22 protein-coding genes are annotated in these 21,250 nt (G+C 63.9%); 12 read left to right on the top strand and 10 right to left on the bottom strand.

Going from position 1 to position 21,250, the window contains the following annotated elements; genetic code table 11:
* Nucleotides 1–3: 3 nt before the first annotated feature.
* Both R2823_03345 and R2823_03340 read right to left on the bottom strand, forming a co-directional pair.
* Nucleotides 4–537: a hypothetical protein gene (locus tag R2823_03345; protein MEZ5175222.1), complete on the bottom strand. Its 534-nt coding sequence runs from the start codon at nucleotides 535–537 to the stop codon at nucleotides 4–6.
* A gap of 55 nt (nucleotides 538–592) precedes the next feature.
* Nucleotides 593–1,429, bottom strand: a complete 837-nt coding sequence (locus R2823_03340) for a DMT family transporter (GenBank protein MEZ5175221.1) — start codon at nucleotides 1,427–1,429, stop codon at nucleotides 593–595.
* Nucleotides 1,430–1,517: 88 nt separating this feature from the next.
* Between R2823_03340 and R2823_03335 the strand changes: the two genes are divergently transcribed.
* A complete protein-coding gene (locus tag R2823_03335) occupies nucleotides 1,518–2,345 on the top strand; it encodes a DMT family transporter (protein ID MEZ5175220.1) in 828 nt (275 codons plus the stop codon).
* 17 nt (nucleotides 2,346–2,362) lie between these two features.
* Here R2823_03335 and R2823_03330 read toward each other — a convergent pair whose 3' ends face one another.
* The 4 genes from R2823_03330 to R2823_03315 are packed head-to-tail and all read right to left on the bottom strand — an operon-like array spanning nucleotide 2,363 to nucleotide 4,894.
* Nucleotides 2,363–2,740 (bottom strand): type II toxin-antitoxin system death-on-curing family toxin, encoded by a 378-nt coding sequence (locus R2823_03330; GenBank protein MEZ5175219.1) that lies wholly within the window; start codon nucleotides 2,738–2,740, stop codon nucleotides 2,363–2,365.
* On the bottom strand, nucleotides 2,741–2,959 hold the full coding sequence (locus R2823_03325; GenBank protein MEZ5175218.1) for a hypothetical protein: 219 nt from the start codon (nucleotides 2,957–2,959) through the stop codon (nucleotides 2,741–2,743).
* 34 nt (nucleotides 2,960–2,993) lie between these two features.
* The gene (locus tag R2823_03320) at nucleotides 2,994–4,205 is read right to left on the bottom strand and encodes a HAMP domain-containing sensor histidine kinase (GenBank protein MEZ5175217.1); all 1,212 of its coding nucleotides are present in this window, start codon (nucleotides 4,203–4,205) and stop codon (nucleotides 2,994–2,996) included.
* A complete protein-coding gene (locus R2823_03315; protein MEZ5175216.1) occupies nucleotides 4,202–4,894 on the bottom strand; it encodes a response regulator transcription factor in 693 nt (230 codons plus the stop codon). The genes R2823_03320 and R2823_03315 overlap by 4 nt, the downstream gene beginning before the upstream one ends.
* A 153-nt stretch (nucleotides 4,895–5,047) precedes the next feature.
* On the opposite strand from R2823_03315, the gene R2823_03310 reads away from it, so the two are divergent.
* The 8 genes from R2823_03310 to R2823_03275 all read left to right on the top strand — a co-directional run bounded on the left by R2823_03310 (nucleotide 5,048) and on the right by R2823_03275 (nucleotide 12,602).
* Nucleotides 5,048–6,238 (top strand): glycine C-acetyltransferase, encoded by a 1,191-nt coding sequence (locus R2823_03310; protein ID MEZ5175215.1) that lies wholly within the window; start codon nucleotides 5,048–5,050, stop codon nucleotides 6,236–6,238.
* Nucleotides 6,238–7,263, top strand: a complete 1,026-nt coding sequence (gene tdh, locus R2823_03305) for an L-threonine 3-dehydrogenase (GenBank protein ID MEZ5175214.1) — start codon at nucleotides 6,238–6,240, stop codon at nucleotides 7,261–7,263. The genes R2823_03310 and tdh overlap by 1 nt, the downstream gene beginning before the upstream one ends.
* 309 nt (nucleotides 7,264–7,572) lie before the next feature.
* A complete protein-coding gene (locus R2823_03300) occupies nucleotides 7,573–8,532 on the top strand; it encodes a glycine betaine ABC transporter substrate-binding protein (protein ID MEZ5175213.1) in 960 nt (319 codons plus the stop codon).
* Between the two features lie 76 nt (nucleotides 8,533–8,608).
* The gene (locus R2823_03295) at nucleotides 8,609–9,268 is read left to right on the top strand and encodes an ABC transporter permease (GenBank protein ID MEZ5175212.1); all 660 of its coding nucleotides are present in this window, start codon (nucleotides 8,609–8,611) and stop codon (nucleotides 9,266–9,268) included.
* Between the two features lie 11 nt (nucleotides 9,269–9,279).
* Complete coding sequence (locus R2823_03290; GenBank protein MEZ5175211.1) at nucleotides 9,280–10,437, top strand: betaine/proline/choline family ABC transporter ATP-binding protein; 1,158 nt, start codon at nucleotides 9,280–9,282, stop codon at nucleotides 10,435–10,437.
* Nucleotides 10,427–11,230 (top strand): ABC transporter permease, encoded by an 804-nt coding sequence (locus R2823_03285; protein ID MEZ5175210.1) that lies wholly within the window; start codon nucleotides 10,427–10,429, stop codon nucleotides 11,228–11,230. The genes R2823_03290 and R2823_03285 overlap by 11 nt, the downstream gene beginning before the upstream one ends.
* Before the next feature lie 89 nt (nucleotides 11,231–11,319).
* Nucleotides 11,320–11,910: a deaminase gene (locus tag R2823_03280; protein MEZ5175209.1), complete on the top strand. Its 591-nt coding sequence runs from the start codon at nucleotides 11,320–11,322 to the stop codon at nucleotides 11,908–11,910.
* Nucleotides 11,911–11,924: 14 nt separating this feature from the next.
* Entirely contained in the window at nucleotides 11,925–12,602 is a 678-nt protein-coding gene (locus tag R2823_03275) for an MBL fold metallo-hydrolase (GenBank protein MEZ5175208.1), read from the top strand.
* Nucleotide 12,603: 1 nt separating this feature from the next.
* On the opposite strand, the gene R2823_03270 is transcribed toward R2823_03275, so the two are convergent.
* On the bottom strand, nucleotides 12,604–14,277 hold the full coding sequence (locus R2823_03270) for a sigma-70 family RNA polymerase sigma factor (protein ID MEZ5175207.1): 1,674 nt from the start codon (nucleotides 14,275–14,277) through the stop codon (nucleotides 12,604–12,606).
* Between the two features lie 194 nt (nucleotides 14,278–14,471).
* Between R2823_03270 and R2823_03265 the strand changes: the two genes are divergently transcribed.
* Nucleotides 14,472–15,452 carry a hypothetical protein gene (locus R2823_03265; protein ID MEZ5175206.1) on the top strand — a complete coding sequence of 327 codons (981 nt, stop codon included), beginning with the start codon at nucleotides 14,472–14,474 and terminating at the stop codon, nucleotides 15,450–15,452.
* Between the two features lie 65 nt (nucleotides 15,453–15,517).
* On the opposite strand, the gene R2823_03260 is transcribed toward R2823_03265, so the two are convergent.
* Nucleotides 15,518–16,741: an arginine deiminase gene (locus R2823_03260; protein ID MEZ5175205.1), complete on the bottom strand. Its 1,224-nt coding sequence runs from the start codon at nucleotides 16,739–16,741 to the stop codon at nucleotides 15,518–15,520.
* 54 nt (nucleotides 16,742–16,795) lie between these two features.
* Here R2823_03260 and arcC point away from each other — a divergent pair, with 54 nt between their 5' ends.
* Both arcC and argF read left to right on the top strand, forming a co-directional pair.
* The gene (gene arcC, locus R2823_03255) at nucleotides 16,796–17,737 is read left to right on the top strand and encodes a carbamate kinase (GenBank protein ID MEZ5175204.1); all 942 of its coding nucleotides are present in this window, start codon (nucleotides 16,796–16,798) and stop codon (nucleotides 17,735–17,737) included.
* Nucleotides 17,738–17,762: 25 nt separating this feature from the next.
* The gene (gene argF / locus R2823_03250; protein ID MEZ5175203.1) at nucleotides 17,763–18,764 is read left to right on the top strand and encodes an ornithine carbamoyltransferase; all 1,002 of its coding nucleotides are present in this window, start codon (nucleotides 17,763–17,765) and stop codon (nucleotides 18,762–18,764) included.
* An 82-nt stretch (nucleotides 18,765–18,846) separates the two neighbouring features.
* Here argF and R2823_03245 read toward each other — a convergent pair whose 3' ends face one another.
* Complete coding sequence (locus tag R2823_03245) at nucleotides 18,847–20,409, bottom strand: glycerol-3-phosphate dehydrogenase/oxidase (protein ID MEZ5175202.1); 1,563 nt, start codon at nucleotides 20,407–20,409, stop codon at nucleotides 18,847–18,849.
* The gene (gene aztB / locus R2823_03240) at nucleotides 20,406–21,245 is read right to left on the bottom strand and encodes a zinc ABC transporter permease AztB (GenBank protein MEZ5175201.1); all 840 of its coding nucleotides are present in this window, start codon (nucleotides 21,243–21,245) and stop codon (nucleotides 20,406–20,408) included. Before aztB ends, R2823_03245 begins: the two co-directional genes overlap by 4 nt.
* Nucleotides 21,246–21,250 lie beyond the last annotated feature (5 nt).

The following is a 21,250-nucleotide window of genomic DNA, read 5'->3' as shown; positions in this document are numbered from 1 at the left end:
CCGTCAATCGTCCTCGACAATCTCCACATCGAGCTCCTCGACTACCACATCGTCGATGTTGCCGTCCCCGGTCGTGTCCAACCCGTAGATCCGGGCACCGTCGGCTTGAATGTCCCTGAGGTTGCCGTCCTCGTCCGGATCGATCCCGGAAACGGTCACGACATCGGTCCGCGTGACATCCGGGATCCCGTCCCCGTCGAGATCGTGCGCAACCGTACGCACCTCGGTGATGTCAACGGAATCCGCAACCCCATCGCCGTCGACATCCATGACCACCTCGGTGGTCTCCACGGTCGTGATGACATCGACGACACCGTCGCCATCCACATCGATCGCGGTCTCCTCGATCGTTGTCGTCGAGACGATGTCAGCGACACCGTCGTCGTCAACATCGATCTCGCGGACCTCGGTGTGGACCGAGCGAACGCCGTCGGGCCTGCCGTCACCGTCAAGGTCGATCTCGGTTGTGCTCGAATCGCGGTACTCGACCTCGCCGCGGTTCACAACAGGTGTGGTCTCTTCCGAATCATCCGGCATTGATGCTCCCTCGTCGGCGTCAACCCTAGCGAAACCGCGGGTCCCGGATGATCCGTCAGCCGACCGAGATCATGGCGACGGCGGAAGCGGCAAGGGCGACTCCTGCCCACTGCGATCGAACGAGGCGCTCGTCGAGGAACAACGCGGCCAGGATCACTGTCACGACCGGGAACATCGCGACCGCGACCCCAACGACCACGAGCTCCCCGACCTGTGACGCAGACACGAAGAACCCCATACCGACGCCGGCGAAAACGCCGGAGAGCACCGCGGGTTTCACCGCCGTTCGCGACACCCGACGAGGAGCCCCGACCGCCACCATGGCAAGGGTCGCGAGGGTCGCGGCACTGATCCGTCCCGATACGGCTGCGGTGAGCCCCGAGGCTTCCGATGTGGCTGCGTAGATGACGACCATGGCAGCGAAGCCGCTGCCTGCAACGATCCCGTGAGCCACGCCCCGGATCGACAGCCGGGCCTGTCCACGGACATAGCCGACGAGAAGAACCGAGGCAACGCCGAACACCAAGCCCGTGGCAACGAGCGCTGATGGGCGTTCGCCGGTGGCGAGTCCGACCACGATCGGGAGCATGGCTCCGACCGTGGAAGCGATCGGGGCAACGACACCGACGGACGCGACCGAGAACCCCCGATACATCACGACGACGCCGAGCGCGGACCCTACGCCCGCGAGGAGCCCGAGCTGCGCGTCCCTCGCAATCATCGCACCGCCTTCGAGGAGGGCAACGACGGTGATGACGGGAACGCCGACCCACTGGGACAGCGCCGCGACCGTGAACGGGCTCGATCGCTTCGACGCGATGCCACCGAAGAAGTCGGCGCTGCCGATGAGCCCGATCGACAACACGACGAGGACAAGGACACGAGGAGTCACGGCATGACCCTAGAACCCAGTGGCCACGAGCGTCGGGTGCCGACGCATCGGTGGCGGGACGATCCGCCAAGACCCATACGATCCCTGCATGACCCAGCTGCTTGCCATCGCGTCTGCCGCCATGTTCGGAGTTGCCGATTTCGCCGGTGGCTTGGCGACCCGCAGGCTCTCGGCGTGGACGGTCACCGCATGGTCCCAACTTGCCGGCACACCCATTCTGGTGCTCGGACTCGCCGTCGTTGCAGCCCCAAACCCCACCCGGGGAGACTTGGTCTGGGGCGCGACCGGAGGCATCTTCGGCCTGATCGGCCTCGCGATCATGTACGCCACTCTCGCCGCGGGCACCATGTCGATCGTTGCTCCGATCATCGGGGCGGGTGCCGCCATGCTCCCCGTCGCTTGGGCGGTCGCGACCGGAGAATCCATCGTGGGGGTCCAGTGGATCGGGATCATCGCAGCCGGGTGCGCCGTGGCGATCCTCGCCTCCGAACCCGGGGCGGGACGGCTGGACCGCAGGCTGTTCCTTCAGGCGCTCGCTGCGGCGTTCGGCTTCGCCGTGTTCTTCATCGCCCTCGGCCAAACCCACGAGGACTCGGGGCTGTGGCCGCTCGCAGCCGCGCGGGCCGTGACGATACCGGTCGCCTTCGGTGTGCTGATCGTCACACGCCGGCACCGCCTTGTCCCGCATGGGACCTGGAGGTTGATCGTGGTCACCGGGGCCTTCGACATGGCGGCCAATGTCGCAATCGTCCTTGCCGTCCAGCGTGGACCCCTCGGCATCAACGCGGTGCTTGGAAGTCTCTATCCGCTCTTCACCGTTGCGGCAGCGATCACGATCCTCCGCGAGCGTCCGTCGAGCCGTCAAGTGGCAGGCATCGTGTTGGCGCTCGGCGCCATCCTGCTCCTTGCGATCTAGATCCCGGGCTGGTTTCGCTACCGCTCCTCACACCGGCTGCGCAGGCATGAGTCGAGCCACGCTCGTTCAAATGTGCCATTGGCGAGGCGCGTGATGATCTCGTCGGCCATCGACTCGGTATCGCCAAGCAGCATCCAGTCGTTCAACCTGAGGTGGATGTCGGCCGCTGCCAAGCCGACACGCTTGTTCCCATCGACAAGAGGATGGATCAGGATGAGACTCTCCATGAGCGCAGCTGCCTCCGCAATGGCATCGTCGTAGTAGCCGGTTTGCGGTCGAAAGACGGCGGCTTCGAGGGCGCCCATGTCTCGGACTCCCTTGCTGCCTCCGAATTCATCGATGATCTGTCGGTGTACGGCGAGAAGCTCGACCACCGTGAGGTATGTTCGCTCCATCTACTCGGCGAGTCGCTTGTATGCAGAGCGATTGCGCGCCATCGAGTCCTTGAGATGTGCAAGCACCTCCGGACGGGGAGTCAGTCCGCGTTTGCGGTTGAGCCACTCAGTCAGTGCTTCATCGAGTATTGATTGGAACTGCCTGCCTTCTTCGTCCGCGATCTCTCGGATGTCAGCGAGCAGTCCCTCTTCGAGCTGCGAGGAAAACTTCTGCTTCATATCCACCCATCGTATCATGATCGATCATGAAACATCAATCAGGTGTATTGCGAGGAGGTGTGGGCCGGTAGGGTCGCACACGAAAGCCGACGACACCGTGGCTGGTCGCCTCGATCCAGATCTCACCGCCGAGAGCGGTCACGAGTCCGTTGGCAATGGCCAGTCCGAGGCCCGCTCCACCCGAGCGGCGCGACCGGGAAGCATCCGACCGGGTGAACGAATCGAACGCCTGATCAATGAATTCGGGAGGGAAGCCCGGGCCTTCGTCTGCGACGACGACCGTTGCTCCCCCACCGCCGGTGACAGTCACCGTGACGGTTGATCCTCTCGGCGTGTGACGGATGGCATTGTCGATGAGGTTCCGGATGACCCTTGCGACCGCTGCGGGCGCCGTCTCGACAACCACGCGTTCATCGACATCGAGTTTCAGCGCAACACCCTTGTCGTCGGCGACCGGCAGCATCGATTGCACGACATCGTCTGCGACCTCGGTGACATCGGTCGCGTCGATGTCGAGCGTCATGTCGCCTGCCTGGATGCGCGCGAGCAGAAACAGGTCGTCCACAAGGGTCTGGAGAGCCCGCACATCGGTGAGGAGCGAAGCGAGGTAGCGGTCCGGATCGGCAGCGACACCGTCCCGCAGCGCCTCGGTCGCCGCCTGCATCGAGGCGAGGGGCGTGCGCAGATCGTGGGACACCGCTGCGAAGAACGAACGGCGGCGGGTGTCCTCCTGCTCCCTTGCGATCGTTGCCTCCTGGAGGAGACGGGCCAGCTCGTCGAGATCTCTGGCGAGGTCCCCGATCTCGTCCGCCCGATCGACGCTTGTCCGTGCAGCCAGGTTGCCGGAGGCGACATCTCGCGCAACGGACGACATCCGGGACAGGTCGGTGGTGAGCCCTCGGGCCGCTGCGACGGCGAATCCGACCGCCGCGATGAGTCCGAAACCGAGGACCACGAGCACCAGCGTGAGGTCGTGGTCGGAGATGAACATGCGGTTTGCGGCAACGGCGAGCCCGACCGATGCGACAACGAGCGACACGAGGGCGAGTGCGAACAGGGTGACGATCAGCCGCTGGAAGCGCCTCGCAAGGAGGGGAAGGAAGGCCGCAGCGACACCTGACAGCGTCGCCATCAGGACGAAGATGACCGCAAGCTCCGCGCGTTCGGATCCGGATGGCTGCATTGTGACCTCGAACAGTGCAAGGCCAACGAGCACGGCAGTGATCGACGCGAGGGCGATCCTCATTGTTCGAAACGGTAGCCGCGGCCCCACACGGTGGTGATGCGTTCCGGATTGTCCGGGTCGCGCTCGATCTTCTTGCGAAGTCGACGGATGTGAACAGTGACCGTCGAGGGGTCCTGCCAGTCGGCGCTCGAGTTCCAGACATGTTCGAGGAGATCGGCACGGGAGTGCACGGTGTGCGGCGATGCGGCGAGATACAGGAGCAGATCGAACTCCAGCGGCGGCATCGGAACGGAGATCCCGTCCAAGGTGACCTCGCGGGACGCCCCGTCGACGATGAGATCACCGGATTCGACACGCCGTGGTTCGGTCCGTGCGTCGGGTGCGTCGGCACGACGCAGGACCGCCCGCACCCGCGCCACAACCTCACGGGGGCTGAACGGCTTCACGATGTAGTCGTCTGCGCCGAGCTCGAGGCCGAGGACGCGATCGGTCTCGGATGATCGTGCCGTGAGCAGGATGACCGGGACCTCCGTTCGCTCGCGCAGCTGCGAAAGCACCGAGTAGCCGTCGAGTCCGGGGAGCATCACATCGAGGATGACGAGGGCAGGTGACAGCGCCCCGACCGCGGCGAGCGCTGCTCGGCCGTCATCGACCTCGCAGGTTGCGTAGCCCTCCTTCGCGAGATAGGCGCAGATCACCTCGCGAACCATCGGTTCGTCGTCCACCACGAGTACGGTCGTGTCGCCCACACCCCCATCGTATTCCCCCAACCACGATCGGCACCCGGTACCGGCGAACCCGGGGCTCCCACTCGGCTCTATCCATGTGGCAGCCCCGGGTACAGCCCTGGGTTGCACCACGGCCGACTTCGGGGGTGTCATAGACTCGGGGACGGAGGCCGCATGACGAAGCGTTTTCGGGACCATCTCGCTGGTGAAACAGCCGCCATCAAAGATGCCGGTTTGTACAAGTTCGAGCGGGTCCTCGCGTCGCCCCAGGATGCCGTCATCACGCTCGATGACGGCTCGCAGGTCATCAACCTCTGCGCCAACAACTACCTCGGCCTCGCGCACAGCGATGTCCTGGTGTCGGAGGCAAAGGTCGCGCTCGATCGGTACGGCTACGGGATGGCGTCGGTGCGTTTCATCTGCGGCACCCAGACCGTGCACAAACAGCTCGAGGCCCGGATCAGCCGCTTCCTCGCCAAGGATGATGCCGTGTTGTACTCGTCGTGCTGGGATGCGAACGGTGGCCTGTTCGAAACGGTGCTCGGCCCCGACGACGCGGTGATCTCCGATGCGTTGAACCACGCCTCGATCATCGACGGTATCAGGCTCTGCAAGGCACAGCGGTTCCGCTACGCGAACAACGACATGGCCGACCTCAGGGCACAGCTCGAAGCCGCTCAGGATGCCCGCTTCCGGATGATCGTCACCGACGGGGTGTTCTCCATGGACGGGATCATCGCCAACCTTCCTGCTATCTGCGACCTTGCAGACCAACACGATGCGATCGTGATGGTCGACGATTCGCACGCCGTCGGGTTCGTTGGCCGCAACGGCGGGGGGACACCCGACTATTGGGGGCTCACCGACCGCGTCGACATCGTCACGGGGACCTTCGGGAAGGCGCTCGGCGGTGCGAGCGGGGGGTACACGGCGGGACCATCGGAGCTCACAACGATGTTGCGGCAGCGTTCGCGACCGTACCTCTTTTCGAACTCCCTTGCTCCGGTGATCAGCGCCACGACCATCGCCGCGATCGACCTGCTGGAAGGTTCCGCCGAGCTGCGCACCCGGGTCGCTGACAACGCCACACGGTTCAGGGCCGGCATGGAGGCAAGCGGGTTCACGCTTGCGGGAGCAGACCACCCGATCATCCCCGTCATGCTCGGAGACGCGAGGCTCGCCACCGAGATGGCGGATGCTCTCCTTGAAGAGGGTGTCTACGCGATCGGGTTCTCCTACCCCGTTGTCCCCCACGGAGAGGCCCGGATCCGCACCCAGATGTCCGCCGCGCACACCCCTGACCATCTCGCTACCGCCATCGATGCCTTCGCCACGGTTGGGCGCACCCTCGGAGTGGTGGCGTGATGCGGGCGCTGGTCAAGGCAAAGCCGGAGCGCGGCATCTGGATGGAGGACATCGAGCGGCCAACCGTGGGCCCAAACGATGTCCTCATCGCGGTGCGCAAGACCTCCATCTGTGGAACCGACCTGCACATTCTCGAATGGGACGAGTGGGCGTCGTCGACGGTGCCAACACCGATGGCCATCGGGCACGAGTACATGGGAATCGTTGCCGACATCGGTTCCGAGGTCGAGGGGATCGATATCGGGCGGCGCGTTTCGGGTGAGGGCCATGTGGTGTGCGGCCGGTGCCGTAACTGCCAGGCGGGACGCAGGCATCTGTGCATCCGAACCAGCGGCGTTGGGGTCAACCGTCCCGGAGCGTTCGCGGAGTTCGTGGTCATACCGGGCTCGAATGTCCAGCCCCTCCCAGACGATGTGGACGACGACATCGGTTGCATCCTCGACCCCCTCGGCAACGCCGTCCACACGGCCCTCAACTTCGATCTCGTCGGCGAAGATGTGCTGGTGACCGGGGCAGGGCCGATCGGCATGATGGCCGTCGCGATCGCGCGCCATGTCGGGGCACGGTTCATCGTCGTGACCGACATCAACGAATATCGGCTTCGCCTCGCGGGTTCCCTCGGTGCGGACGCTGAGCTCAATCCGACCAGCGGGACGCTCGCGGAGGTCATGGCCGATCTCGGGATGGTCGAAGGTTTCGATGTCGGGCTCGAGATGTCGGGGAGCCCCGATGCGCTCCACGACATGATCTCGACGATGGACAACGGGGGCAAGATTGCGCTGCTCGGCATTCCTCCCCGGCGTGCCCCGATCGACTGGAATGACATCGTGTTCAAGGGCCTCACCCTCCAGGGCATCTACGGGCGACGCATGTTCGAGACCTGGTACAAGATGCTTGCGATGCTCCAAACCGGCCTCGATGTGGCGCCGACCATCACGCACCATTTCGCCGCAGCCGACTTCGCGACGGCCTTCGAGGTGGTTGCATCGGGCGAATGCGGCAAGGTCATCCTCGACTGGACCTGATGAGCGAAAAAGGTTCGTTCTGAGGCGTCAATCGCTCAGAACTGACACACTCGGTTCCCGCTCGCTATGGTGACAGGCAGTCAGCGGATGAATCCGCTGTTGATTGATGCCCGTGTGGCCTGTTGTTGAGCGTGTATCGCTCCGACCTCGAAGCCTCGACACGGGATCAGGTGCCAGCGGACTCGAACCCACCGACAAAGCACACCAACGGTTGCAATCGTGCTACGGGGACCGCCGATGTCGTCGCGACCGGCCGTTGGTGGCCGGACACGACACAGCCAGAACCGAAGCCACAAGAAGGGGACATCCATGCCATACCGACCCAAGACGCGCATCGTGGGCGTGTTACTCATCGCGGTTGCCCTCGTTGCGTCAGCGTGCGGGAGCGACGACGGAGCCGAGGGTGGAGCCCTCGCAGAACACGATCTCAGCGGAATTGAGATCGCCGTTGGATCCAAGGACTTCGATGAGCAGCTGATCCTCGGAGAGATCCTCGTCGCCGCCTTCCAAGCTTCGGGCGCCGAAGTGGACAACAAGGTGAACCTCGGCGGTACGAATGTCGCAAGGGCTGCACTCGAATCTGGTGACATCGATGTCTACATGGAATACAACGGAACTGGATGGACCCAGCATCTCGGACTCGAGGACCCCAGCTTCGATTCCGAGGCTCTCACACAGGGAGTTCGCGAGCGTGATCTGGCCGAGAACGACATTCACTGGCTTGGTCGCTCACCGTTCAACAACACCTATGGCTTCGTATCGAGTCCCGAACTCACGGAAGATAACGGCGGAGCGTTCGGAATCCAGACGATGGTCGACTATCTCGAAGCAAATCCCGATGCGTCCTTGTGCCTCGAATCTGAGTTCCCGAGCCGGTCGGACGGGTTGGTGCTCACGGAGGAGTACGCCGGCTACGACATCCCGGACAGCCAGATCACGATTCTCGATACCGGCGTCATCTACAGCGAGACAGCTGCCAACAACTGTGACTTCGGTGAGGTTTTCACCACCGACGGGCGTATCCCGGCACTCGGCCTGACCTTGGTTGAGGACCCGGGTGTCAACATCGTGTACAACATCTCGATGAACATCCGGGATGACAAATATCAGGAAGCGCCCGAGGCATTCGACGCCATCGCCGAGCTGATTCTTGCACCCCTTGACAACGAGCGGATGGGCGAACTCAACGCGAGAGTTTCGGCCGAGGGCGAAGATCCTGCCGATGTCGCTCGGGACTTCCTCGTCGAAGAGGGGCTCATCTCCGACTGACGGGCAAAGAGATGAAGGAGGGGGAGGGATCCGCGCTGATCCCTCCCCAGCCCCCAGCTCCGCCCGAGGAGGTCGCATGGACGGCGTAACAAGCTGGTTCGAATACATGGTGGACCGAGCCGACGATATCGCGGTCGGTCTCTACGAGCATGCCATCTACATCGTGACCGTCGTCATCGTCGCAACCATCACCTCTCTTGTCGTGGGGATCCTCGTGCGGCACCGGCCCGTGGCCAAGGAGATCTCGCTCGGGATTGCGAGCGTGTTCCTCACGCTGCCGTCGTTGGCGCTTTTCACCATATTCATCCCCCTGACAGGCCTCGGATTCCTTCCTTCCTTCATCGCCCTCTATCTGTACGCCATTCTGCCGATTCTGCGCAACACCGTCACCGGACTCGCTGGCGTGGATCCCGCGGTGCTTGAATCGGCACGGGGGATGGGACTCAGTTCGTGGCAGCGGCTGCGCAAGATCGAGATCCCGCTCGCATGGCCCGTGATCATCACCGGTATTCGGATCTCATCCCTGCTCACAGCAGGTATCGCCGCGATCGCGACCCTTGTGGCCGGAGGCGGGCTCGGTGACTTCATCAAGAGTGGCCTCGCCCGCCTGCCTCTCCCGAATTCCCTCGAAGCCATATGGACAGGAACCGTATTCACGGTGCTGCTCGCACTCGCGTTCGATGTCCTCTTCACCCTTGTGAGCCGTCTGACGACCTCACCGGGATTGCGACCATGAAAGCAGGATCCATGTCAGACATCCTCATTCGCCTCGAGCATGTCACCAAGACCTATCCCGGCACCGAACAGCCAGCGGTGGCAGATCTCAATCTGGAGATCCACGAAGGTGAGGTCCTAGTCCTCGTCGGCCCATCGGGATGCGGCAAGAGCACCACATTGCGACTCATCAACCGCATGATCGAACCGACATCAGGTCGGATCATCTTCGAAGGTGACGATGTCACCGATGTGAATCCGGATCGTCTCCGTCGCCGCATCGGATATGTGATCCAACAGATCGGGCTCTTTCCGCATCGGACAATCCGGGAGAACATCGCCACGGTGCCCGAGCTGCTCGGCTGGGACAAGGCCCGGGTCGATTCGAGGGTCGACGAGCTGCTCGACATGGTCGGCATGGATCCTTCGATCTACCGGAACCGCTACCCCAAGGAGTTGTCGGGCGGGCAGGCACAGCGAGTTGGAGTCGCCCGTGCACTTGGCGCGGATCCCGATGTGTTGCTCATGGACGAACCATTCGGTGCGATTGATCCCATCACCCGCGATCGCCTCCAAAATGAGTTCCTTCGCCTCCAAGCCGACCTGAAGAAGACGATCGTGTTCGTCACCCACGATGTCGACGAGGCGATCAAGATGGGAGATCGGATTGCGATCCTCAAGGAACAGTCGGTCATCGCACAACACGACACCCCCGAAGCGATCCTTGCATCCCCCGCAAGCGCATTTGTCGAGGACTTCCTCGGATCCGGGGCAACGCTCAAAAGCCTCAGCCTCATGCGCGTCCGCGACATCGATGTGGGACACGCGGTGTGTGTCCAAGACACGGGATCGCGTGACTCGATGCGGGCCACGCTCGCTGGCACATCCCGCCAGTGGCTCTTGCTCCTCGATGAGAACCGGATACCCGTACGCTGGATCGACGCAACCGCTCTCGACGCAACCGATCTGCCGCTTCACGAGTCGGGTCTTCCGATCCGCGCCACGGTCGAGCCAGAGGACACGCTCCACGACGTCCTCGAATCGATGCTGCACTCGTCCGTCGGTACGGCGTGTGTCGTCGACCCGAAGGGTGAATACCAGGGCGTGATACGGCTCGAGAGCCTCATCGACATCATTCGCTCAGCCGAGGAAACCCAGCGTTTGCGCAACGGAGCCGCCAATGGCCGTTGACATCGCCGCGAGAGCCCCCGACATCGCAAGGGAGGTCCCATCGACCACGCGCGACCGACGATACGACCTGTGGATCACCCCCATCACTCTGATTCTGCTCGCCACCATGGTCATCATCGTGTGGACCTATTCGGACTTCGACAAGACAACGGCCGACATTCTCGAACCCGACAAACTTCTTCGGCAAGCGCGACAGCATATCGGAACAACGCTGTGGTCCACGGTGGTGGTGGTGGGCGTCGCGATACCTGCAGGAATCCTCATCACCCGGCCGCGCTTCAAGCGCCTCGCGACACCCATCCTGACGATCGCGAACTCTGGACAGGCGATTCCCGCCTACGGGCTCATCGTGCTGTTCTTCGCATGGCTCGGGCAGGGAATCGGCTTGTGGATCGGAGGTACGACCACCGCGGTCGTCGCCCTGGCGGTGTTCGGTCTTCTGCCCGTGCTGCGCAACACGATGGTTGGCCTCGAGCAGGTCGATCAGTCAGTCATCGAGGCCGGGCGGGGCATGGGCATGTCTCGTCTTCAAGCCCTCGTGAAGATCGAGTTGCCCCTTGCGGTGTCGGTCATCTTTGCCGGCGTACGGACCGCTCTGGTCATCAATGTCGGCATGGGGGCTCTCGTGTTTCTCATCGGCGCCGGTGGCCTTGGCGAGACCATCAACTCGGGGCTGAAACTCCAACGCAACACGGCCATCTTTGTCGGCGCGGCTCTGGTTGCGATTCTCGCGCTGCTGGTCGATTGGCTTGCCGCCCTCGCTGAGCGATATCTTCGACCCAAGGGGCTCTAGCGGGGAACCCTCCCCGCGCTCTCCGTCCAAGGGTGGCGCCGTCGGTAGGGATACCATGACCGGGTGGAAGCCCGTGTCGAGGACGAATCGTGACGAACGGATTGTCGTTCACCTGTGCCCTCCCGGACTGGATTTCTTCGGTCGTCGACTACGACGAAGTGTATGAGTCCGACGAGGACAAGGTTGGACTCGCGAACGCGCTCGCCATGGGCAATGTCGCGCACGGGACGGGAGGGCCCTTCGGGGCGGCTGTCTTTGACGCATCCACCCACCGGCTCGTGGCACCCGGCGTGAACCTCGTGGTCCCCGCATTGAACCCGACGGCGCACGCCGAGATCATCGCGATGGCCATCGCGGGTGCGGCCCTCGGCCGATACGATCTCGGGGACCGAAGACGCCAGCCGATGATGCTCGCCACGAGTGTCGAGCCGTGCGCGATGTGTCTCGGGGCGATCCCATGGAGCGGAATCTCTGCGGTGATCATCGGCGCCCGCGACGAGGATGCACGAGCAGCCGGGTTCGATGAGGGCGACAAGCCGTCCGATTGGATCGACCGACTCCACGCACGGGACATCGCGGTGACCAGGGATGTCCTCAGAAACGAATCGGTCCTCGTGCTCACCTCCTACAACCGGGTCGGTGGGGAGAATTACAGCGCGGCCACGGGGTCTTCGTCCTGAGATAGAGTTCGGAGATGGAAGAGCTTGCCAAGGGCGTCTATCAGGTGTCGACCGGGGCGAACGCGTTCGTCGTCGACGGTGACGAGGGCATCACGCTCATCGATACCGGGCTCCCGAGACGCCACGGCGTCATCATCGAGGGTCTGTCCGACATCGGGCGCTCTTCGAAGGACATCACGGCGATCCTGCTCACCCACGGCCACTTCGATCACTTCGGTGGCGCTGCAGCTCTCCGGTCCGCTTCGGCAGCACCCGTCTTCGCATCCCACGAGGACGCCGCGATCATCCGGGGCGATCTCCCTGCCCCACCACCACCGGTCCTCGAACGGGTCCCACTCGTTGACCTGCTGATGAAGATCATGCCGAAGGCGGCGAGCCTCCCTGTGGACCACATCGTTGCGGAGGGATTCGAGGGCGGCTTGCCGGAGGATTTCTCGGTCATCGACACACCCGGCCACACGGATGGCCACCTGTCGTTCCTCCTCGACCGCGGCGACGGAATCCTGTTCGTCGGCGACGCTGCGGCACACTCGGGTGGCACGATCAAGCGGGGCTGGTTCAACCGATCGACCGATTCGATCACCGCGAGCATCACCAAGCTCGGAGCCTTCGACTTCGACATGGCATGTTTCGGCCACAGCGGTCCTCTGCGAACCGGCGCATCCGCTGCATTCGCTGCGTTCGCACCGTGACTCAGCAGGACTCGACGGCAAGATCTACAACAGCGGTCCTCGAGTTGCCGCGGGTGTCGGTGGCAACGATCGTCGGTGAGCCCGAGCCCGCCGCCGAGAAGGGCCCGACCTCAACGAAGTAGCTGTCGTTGCCCTCGGACTGGGCGGGAACCTCGACCATCTTGAGCCCATCCCACCACCGTACGAGGACGGTCGCGATCGGGGATTCGTCGGCCACGATCCACGCCATCGGAGCGATCGTGGGCGCGCACACGATGTCACCACTCACGGCGTAGACCACCTGATACGGGGAGTAGATGTCCGAGATGACGGGGTTGCGCTCGACCGATCCGATCAGGTCGACGGTTGCGACCGAAGACGCCGATGAGAAGGTCACGGTGCGGCTGCGATCTCCTTCGCCCACCTCCGAGCGCCCGAACCCGACGGTGACGGTCGCCGATTCGCCTGCCCCGAGTATGCCCCGACCGGGCCGGACGGTGAAGGTGCCGTCGGTGCGGCCTACTACCCACTCCGTGGACTCCTCACCCGTATTCGTGAGCACCACGGTGGCGGTCGAAAGCGTCGAACCGAAGTCGATACGCGCCCTATCCACACGCAGCATCGCCGGCGCCGGTGGTGCGGGCGCTGTTGTGGTCGTCGAGGTTGTGGTCGTCGTCAAAAGCGTCGTTGTCGTGACGGTCGTCGGCGGTGCCGTCGTTGACGAGGTGAGCGACACGACCGGGGAGACAGCGGGTGGTTCCGGTTTCATGAGCACCGTGCCGCTGCCGACCCCGAGGATCATCGCGGCGGCGACCACCAGCGCAGCGAGCCCCGCCTTCGCCAAGCGCGCGCTTTTGGAGGCGCTTCCCGACGAGACCGCAGGCCCTGACCCCGACGCCGCTTCCATGCTGGCCAAAGCCGGATCGACATCGGTGAGCACGAGGGTCCGCACGGCGGCAGGTGCTGGCACGAAGACGACGCTCGGCAGCAGCGCTGCGGGAGAGACCAGCGCCGATCGCTTCTCGTCGCACACATCACAGGACTCCACATGCCGCGTCACCTTGGATCTGACTTCGAGCGTGAACTTCCCGTCCCAATCGGAGAGCAGTGCGGCGAGTTCGTTGCAATCGTCACGACCGAGCCGGGCGATGAGGAGGGCGCCGAGGGCCTTTTCGACCCGATCGCGCATGCGTGACAGCATCACATGGAGATGGGCGGGTTGGACACCCATCGCTTCGGCGAGGTCAGCGCCGTCGAGGCCTTCGACGAGATGGAGGGTCATCAGGTCCCGGTCTCGCTCCTGGAGCCCCGCCACCGCCGACCATACGAGCTCCTTGAGCTCGGCCTGCGCCAAGCCGTAGCTCGGGTCGGGATCCGACACCAGCTCCTCCGAGAGATCCTCGACGGGGGCCTGCCGCTGCCGCCGTCGACCCTCCGCGAGCGCCTCGTTGCGTGCGATCGAGAACAGCCACGGTCGGAGCTTGGACGGATCACGGAGCTGCGACAGACGGGTGGCAGCCTTGACGAAGGCATCGTGCGTCGCATCCGCTGCGGCGTGGGGGTCACGAAGCATGACGAAGCAGTACGAGTGGAGCCGGTCGGCGTACCGGTCGTAGATCGACGCGAACGCAGCCTTGTCGCCCCCCAAGGTGAGGGAGACAAGCTCGGAGTCGGTTCGAGGGTCGTTGTTTGGCATACACATCCGATAGACGCGCCAACTCCCGAGAACTTACACCCGGGCTGTCCAGGTGTCGCAACCGGAGCATGACCTGCACAACTCCCCACAGCGGACCTGAAAAAGAATCCTTGCGTGGGGTGTAAGGGATCGTCGTCGTGTCCGTCTCTCCTGTGTCCGGACAGTCCGGACGCTTTGGAACCGGAGGACCGACCATGACCGATCAGACCACCCCAACCTATCCGAGCCCCGTGCGGACCACGAACTGGCGTCAGGCCGTGGTCCTTGCCATCGCCTTCGCGATCGCCGCAGGGACCGCAGCTGTCGCCCTCATCATGAACGGCGGTGGCGACGAGGCCCTTGCAGCACCGCAGGAACCCGCCCCAACCACCACAGTCGTCGAGGCCGCGGCTCCGACCACGACAATGGCTGCAACGACCACAACCGAACCGGCGGAAGCCGCACCCGAAGCTCCCGCACCGGCACCCGCACCAGAACCCGCACCGGCACCCGCACCAGAACCCGCACCGGCACCCGCACCGGCACCGGCACCGGATCCGGCGCATCTCGAGGCACCGTCCGATGTCGATCTCGGCGTCGCAACGAGTGGCACGATCGTGGTCGGCAACACCGGAGATGAGCCGTTGACGATCACCGGGATCTCGTCGGACTCACCCCACATCTCGTTCGGGCCCGCCGCGGGAGTCACGGTCGCCGGTGGTGCTTCCCATGCGATCACGCTCACGGTCGACACCACACCACTCGCTTCCGGTGCCTACAGCATCCTTGCCGGACTGTCCACCGACGCCGGTGACAAGGTCGTCCATGTCACGGGATTCAAGCCGTTCATGATCGACCCCCTGTTCCCGCTCGATCCGATCGTTCCGATCGGGCCGTGGATTCTCGTCGACTACAACATCACCGTTGACCCCACCACCATCACGATGGGCCACAATGTCGGGTTCTCAGCGCTGAAGGTGACCAACAATGAGGCCTTCGATGTGACGCTGACCATCGACGAGAGCTATGACCGGCTCTCGATCGCCGACGAATTCGTTCTCTCGCCAGGGACAAACTTCGTGTGGCTGACCGTGGACCCACGGCCCGTCGGACCGCTCAGCCTGTCGGTCATGAACATCGACCTGACATGGCTCGGCGGATCCGAGACGGTCAGGGTGTTCAAGTTCGGCTCATAACCACAGACAGCCAACCTGCGATGCCCCCGCACGCCGGGGGGCATCGTCGCGTCCGGAGCCTCGCATCACACCGGCTCGCGCCACACGGGGCAGGTCATGCAATGCCCTCCGCCACGCCCGCGGCCGAGCTCGGAACCCTCGAACTCGAGTACGGTGACGCCCGCGTCCCGGAGCCGGGCGTTGGTCCACTCGTTCCGGTCGTACGCGACGACCACACCCGGCTCGAGTGCAATCACATTGTTCCCGTCATCCCACTGCTCACGCGCCTGTTCGAACGGATCGCCGCCCGTGGTCACGACCCGCAATTCGGAAAGGCCGAGCGCATCGCCGACCACTTCGATCCAACCACGCTGCTCGACCACAACATCGAGGCCGCGATCCGACGGGTAGTAGCTGATCGGCTGGATCGACTCGATGACCGGTTGATAGACGGTGACGAGGTCGACATCGCAGAAGGTGAAGACCGTGTCGAGATGCATCGATGCCCGATCGGCTGGCATCTTCGCGACGATGATCCGCTGTGCTGCACCGGCTTCGAACAGCCGCTTTGCGACCTGCCCGACCGCTTGGTATGTCGTCCGCTCACCCATGCCGATGAGGACGACACCGTTGCCGATCGGCATGACATCGCCCCCTTCGAGCATCGCGTTGCCGCGGTCCTCCTCCACCGGATCGCCCCACCACACCGTGAAGTCACCGTCACGGAACGATGGATGGAACTTGTAGATCGCTGCAAGGTGCAGGGTCTCTTTTCGTCGCGCCGGCCAGAACATGGGGTTGAGCGTGACCCCTCCATAGATCCAGCAGGAACTGTCCCTTGTGAAGAGCTGATTCGGGAGTGGCGGAATGGCGAACTCGTTCTCACCCCAGGCCTTGGACGCGGCAACACCGAAATCCGGTGGCATCTCACCGACGGTGAGGCCGCCGATGAGGTGCCGCACCAGGGTGTCGGAATCCAGCTCGTCCATCCACGCCCGAAGCTCGTCGGCACCGAGGACCCCGACCTCATTCGGAACGATCTTGCGGTCGAGGATGAACGCTCGTCCCTCGGGTTGTGACACGACCTCGGCGAGCAGCGTGTCGATGTGCATGACCTCGATGTCGAAGTCCGATCGCATCAGCGACACGAACTCGTCATGTTCCTTCCCCGCCTTCTTCGCCCAGATGACATCTTCGAAGAGCAGTTCGGAGGCGTTGGTCGGTGTCAGCCGACGCATCTCGAGTCCGGGACGGTGCACGAGGACCTTCCTGAGCCTCCCGACCTCGGAATAGGCGCCGAATCCCGTCATCTCCACCTCCCGTCCGATGCACCCTAATCTCGCCTCGATGAGAGCATTCGTTCCGTGAGAGTCGTCGTCGCACTCGGCGGCAACGCGCTGCTGCGAAGGGGCGAGGCGTTGACCAGCGCCAACCAGCGAGCCAATGTCGGTGTCGCGTGCGACCAACTCGCGCCGGTCGCCCTCGACCACGAACTCGTGATCTCCCACGGCAACGGTCCCCAGGTTGGCCTCCTCGCCCTCCAAGGCGAAGCGATCGAGGACATTCCCCCTGCTCCCCTCGATGTCCTCGGTGCCGAGACCCAGGGCATGATCGGTTACATCGTCGAGCAGGAGCTCGGCAACCGCCTTCCGTTCGAACGGCCGCTGACGACCTTGTTGACGATGATCGAGGTCGATCCGAACGATCCCGCCTTCGAGAACCCGACGAAACCGATCGGACCGTTCTATGACCGGAAGACGGCCCTTGCCCTCGTCGACCTGAAAGGATGGCGTTTTATGTCCGACGGGGATGCGTACCGCCGCGTCGTTCCCTCTCCGCGCCCGAAACGGATCTTCGAGCTGCGCCAGGTCCGCTGGATGCTCGAGCACGGATCGGTCGTGATCTGCGCAGGCGGAGGTGGGATCCCAACGATGTACGACGACAACCACAAGCTCGTCGGGGTCGAAGCCGTGATCGACAAGGACTACGCCTCGGGCCTGCTTGCGACGGGGGTGAACGCTGACTTCTTCGTCATGGCAACCGATGCTGACGCTGCCTATCGCGACTGGCGGCTGTCGACGCAGCGGGCCATCGCGACGGCACATCCCGAGGCCTTGCTCGAGATTGCTGACGAGTTTCCCCCCGGTTCGATGGGTCCGAAGGTGGAAGCCGCATGCGAGTTCGCCATGGCGACAGGCAAACCGGCCGGCATCGGATCCTTGGACGAGATTCGTCTCATCCTCGCCCGCGACGCAGGGACCATCGTCGCGGCCGAGTACGAGGGAATCACCTACCGTGAGACCTGATCACCCGAAAGGAAGTCCAAGACCGATGACCGTGAGCCTCACCGGGCGTTCGTTCGTCAAGGAAGTCGACTTCACCTCGGACGAGTTGCGATCGCTGCTCGACCGGTCGGCAGATCTCAAACGGGCGAAGCGGGACGGAACCGAGACGCCGATGCTCGCTGGGAAGAACATCGCCCTGGTCTTCGAGAAGCCATCGACCCGGACACGAGCCGCTTTCGAGGTTGCCGCATTCGACCAGGGAGCCCATGTGACGACCTTCGATCCGTCGGGGTCCCAGATGGGCGACAAGGAATCGATTGCGGACACTGCAAGGGTGCTCGGACGCATGTACGACGCGATCCAGTACCGCGGACGACACCAGGCCGACATCGAGGTCCTTGCAGCATGCGCAGGAGTGCCGGTGTACAACGGTCTCACGAACGAATGGCATCCGACCCAGATGCTCGCCGATTTCCTGACCATGGCCGAAGCATCCGGGAAGCCGTACGACCGGATCGCATACGCCTTTGTTGGAGACCTCCGTTTCAACATGGCGCGGTCACATCTCGTCATGGCAGCCCTGCTCGGCGCCGATGTGCGTCTCGCCGGTCCACCCGACCTCCACCCCCCGTCCGATGTGCTCGAAACCGCACGGGGCATCGCGCAAACCACAGGAGCGTCGCTCACCCTCACCGACGATGTGCACGCGGCGGTGAAGGGGGTCGATTTCGTCCATACCGATGTGTGGGTGTCGATGGGAGAACCGAAGGAGGTCTGGGCCAAGCGCGTCGCCGACCTGACCCCCTACCAGGTGACATCCGGGCTCATGGCGGCGACTGGCAACGCTGATGTGAAGTTCATGCATTGCCTGCCCGCATTCCACGACGCCAACACCGCGGTTGGCGCCGAGATCATGCAACACACCGGCATGTCATCCGGCCTCGAGGTGACCGACGAGGTATTCTCGTCGGACGCGAGCATCGTCTTCGACCAGGCCGAGAACCGGCTCCACACGATCAAAGCCCTACTGGTCGCCACCCTCATCTAAGCCGCGTACCCAGGGTTCGCGGACCACCAAAACGGTCGGTTCTGGCCCACGGAACGGCAGTAGAACGGCAGTGTGACGGCGGTCAGGCCAGCACATACTCCAACGCCATCGCACGGAAGTCGGCAACCTGGGCAGCTTCCCATTCGCGATCGTGACTGAGTTCGTCCGCCATCAGGGCGGCGACCGCCGGTGCAATGTCCGCAGATGCCCGCGCATCGAGCAGGAGGGCCCTCGTCCTGCGGGCGAGTGCGTCCTCGACCGTCCTCGCCATCTCACGACGGACCGCCCACACGATTTCCGCTCCGACATAGGGCAGCCTTGGATCGAGCGGTTCGCCAAGCTCTGGGCAATCTTTCACAAGGCCCTCGATGTGTCGGGCATCGGAGCCGTATTCGGAGAACCCCTCACCGAGGGCCGAGTCGTCCGCGACGGAACCGTGAAGAAGCAACGACTCGGTGACCGAAGGGCGCTCCTCGAGCTGCCCCACCGTGACCGCACGATCGATGACATCCTCTCCCATCCTTCGGTAGGTCGTCCACTTCCCGCCCGTGACGGTGACCAATCCCGATGAGCCGATCACCACCGTGTGGTCCCTCGACAACTCCGAGGTCAGGTCCTCGGAATCAACCCTCACAAGGGGACGCAGGCCAGCGAAGATACTGAGCACATCGCCGGGCTCCGGGTCGTGGGTGAGATAGCGCGCCGCATGCGTCAGGAGGAACTCGATCTCTTCTGGCAGCGCCCTCGGTTCGAGTGACACCGCGTCGAGCGGTGTGTCCGTGGTCCCGACGACGACTCGGTCGAGCCACGGCACGGCGAACAGGACGCGCCCATCGTCGGTCCTCGGGACCATGATCGCTGCCTCACCGGGCTGGAACGATTTCGGCAGGACCAGATGAACGCCCTGACTCGGTTGCAGGATCGGTTTGGCATCGGGCTGATCCATGCGGATCACCTCATCGGCGAACACGCCCGTCGCGTTGACGACGACCCTCGCGCGAACCTCATACTCGATGCCGGACTCGACATCGCGGGCGACGACACCGGCCGTCAGCCCGCCCCGCTTGGTAAGGGCGACGACACGCGCATAGTTGACGACAACCGCACCCTTGTCGACGGCCGTCCGCGCGAGCGTGACCGCAAGACGCGCGTCGTCGAACTGACCGTCGTGGTACACCGTCCCGCCCCGTAGCCCCTCGGGTTCGACGGTCGGAATCAGCCGGAGGGTCTCGTCGACATCCAGATTCCGGGAAGAGCCGAGTCCGAGCTTGCCAGCGAGCATGTCGTAGACCCGCAGGCCCACGCCGTAGAAGGGCCCTTCCCACCAGTCATAGCGCGGCACGATGAACGGAAGGTTCTTGACGAGGTGCGGGGCATTGTGGATCAGGCGTCCGCGCTCTTTGAGCGCTTCGAGAACCAGCGAGACATTGCCCTGCTTGAGATATCGCACACCGCCGTGGACGAGCTTGGTGCTCCGGCTCGATGTGCCCTTTGCGAAATCGGACTGCTCCACAAGGAGGGTGCGGTACCCACGGGAGGCCGACTCGACCGCCGTGCCGAGACCGGTTGCACCGCCGCCGATGACAACGACATCCCAGACCTCATCGGATGAACCCAGCGCAGCGACGGCGTCGGCGCGATTCACGGGACCGTTGCAGGGATTCGAAGGCGCTGGGCAAGGGATCGGATACCGAGGACGACGAAGAACAGCACGATCGGCACAACGGCAACCGTTGCGGAGCCCGAGGTGTCGGCGTGGTAACTGATCAGGAGCCCGACGAACACCGACGCGACGCCGATCAGCGATGCGGTCGCCATCATCAACCGCACACGCCGCACGATCAGGGCCGCGGTGGCCGGAGGACCGACCAACAACCCGAAGACGAGCAGGGTTCCGACGGTCTGGTACGAGCCGATGATCGTCACCGCGATGAGGCCGAGGAGGGCGGCGTGGGCGAAGCGGGGTCGGAGCCCGAGCAGCTCGGCCTTCTGTTCGTTGAACGATAGCACGAGAAAGGCGCGATACAGGACCCACGAAGCCACAAGGACGAGGCCCGTGAGCACGGCGAGCGTCACGATGTCGCCCGATGTCACTCCGAGCGCATCACCGAACAGGATCTCGGTGAGATTCCCTGCGTACGCATCGGTGCGCGAGATGAGGATCACACCGAGACCGAGCATGCCGACGAAGAGGAGTCCGATCCCGGTGTCCTCCGAAAACGAGGTCTGGCGGTGGACAAGGTTGATGCCCAGCATCATGACGGTGGCAGCAAGCGCGGCCCCGACGAGGACATTGAAATCGAGCAGGATTGCGAGCGCGATACCGGGGACGACACCGTGGACGAGGGCGTCGCCGAGGAAGGACATGCCACGGAGAACGACCCAGGTGCCGACCAAGGCGAGCGCGATGGCGGCAAGCGAGCCCCCGACGAGGGCCCGTTGCTGGAACGCAAGCTCGAACGGAGCGGTCAGCCAGTCCACAGGAG

Source organism: Acidimicrobiia bacterium, assembly GCA_041393965.1.
Taxonomy (GTDB): Bacteria; Actinomycetota; Acidimicrobiia; order Spongiisociales; family UBA5794; genus UBA5794.
The sequence above is the reverse complement of the archived record's forward strand: the minus strand, read 5'-3'. Positions and strand labels throughout refer to the sequence as shown.

What these genes read in the sequence shown, in the direction of transcription:
- R2823_03345 (MEZ5175222.1), bottom strand. Translation starts at nt 537, where the DNA reads ATGCCGGATGATTCGGAAGAGACCACACCTGTTGTGAACCGCGGCGAG.
- R2823_03330 (MEZ5175219.1), bottom strand. Translation starts at nt 2,740, where the DNA reads ATGGAGCGAACATACCTCACGGTGGTCGAGCTTCTCGCCGTACACCGA.
- tdh (MEZ5175214.1), top strand. Translation starts at nt 6,238, where the DNA reads ATGCGGGCGCTGGTCAAGGCAAAGCCGGAGCGCGGCATCTGGATGGAG.
- R2823_03270 (MEZ5175207.1), bottom strand. Translation starts at nt 14,277, where the DNA reads ATGCCAAACAACGACCCTCGAACCGACTCCGAGCTTGTCTCCCTCACC.
- argF (MEZ5175203.1), top strand. Translation starts at nt 17,763, where the DNA reads ATGACCGTGAGCCTCACCGGGCGTTCGTTCGTCAAGGAAGTCGACTTC.
- R2823_03300 (MEZ5175213.1), top strand. Translation starts at nt 7,573, where the DNA reads ATGCCATACCGACCCAAGACGCGCATCGTGGGCGTGTTACTCATCGCG.
- R2823_03310 (MEZ5175215.1), top strand. Translation starts at nt 5,048, where the DNA reads ATGACGAAGCGTTTTCGGGACCATCTCGCTGGTGAAACAGCCGCCATC.
- R2823_03325 (MEZ5175218.1), bottom strand. Translation starts at nt 2,959, where the DNA reads ATGAAGCAGAAGTTTTCCTCGCAGCTCGAAGAGGGACTGCTCGCTGAC.
- R2823_03320 (MEZ5175217.1), bottom strand. Translation starts at nt 4,205, where the DNA reads ATGAGGATCGCCCTCGCGTCGATCACTGCCGTGCTCGTTGGCCTTGCA.
- R2823_03275 (MEZ5175208.1), top strand. Translation starts at nt 11,925, where the DNA reads ATGGAAGAGCTTGCCAAGGGCGTCTATCAGGTGTCGACCGGGGCGAAC.
- R2823_03335 (MEZ5175220.1), top strand. Translation starts at nt 1,518, where the DNA reads ATGACCCAGCTGCTTGCCATCGCGTCTGCCGCCATGTTCGGAGTTGCC.
- R2823_03260 (MEZ5175205.1), bottom strand. Translation starts at nt 16,741, where the DNA reads ATGACGGGATTCGGCGCCTATTCCGAGGTCGGGAGGCTCAGGAAGGTC.
- R2823_03285 (MEZ5175210.1), top strand. Translation starts at nt 10,427, where the DNA reads ATGGCCGTTGACATCGCCGCGAGAGCCCCCGACATCGCAAGGGAGGTC.
- R2823_03290 (MEZ5175211.1), top strand. Translation starts at nt 9,280, where the DNA reads ATGTCAGACATCCTCATTCGCCTCGAGCATGTCACCAAGACCTATCCC.
- R2823_03265 (MEZ5175206.1), top strand. Translation starts at nt 14,472, where the DNA reads ATGACCGATCAGACCACCCCAACCTATCCGAGCCCCGTGCGGACCACG.
- R2823_03295 (MEZ5175212.1), top strand. Translation starts at nt 8,609, where the DNA reads ATGGACGGCGTAACAAGCTGGTTCGAATACATGGTGGACCGAGCCGAC.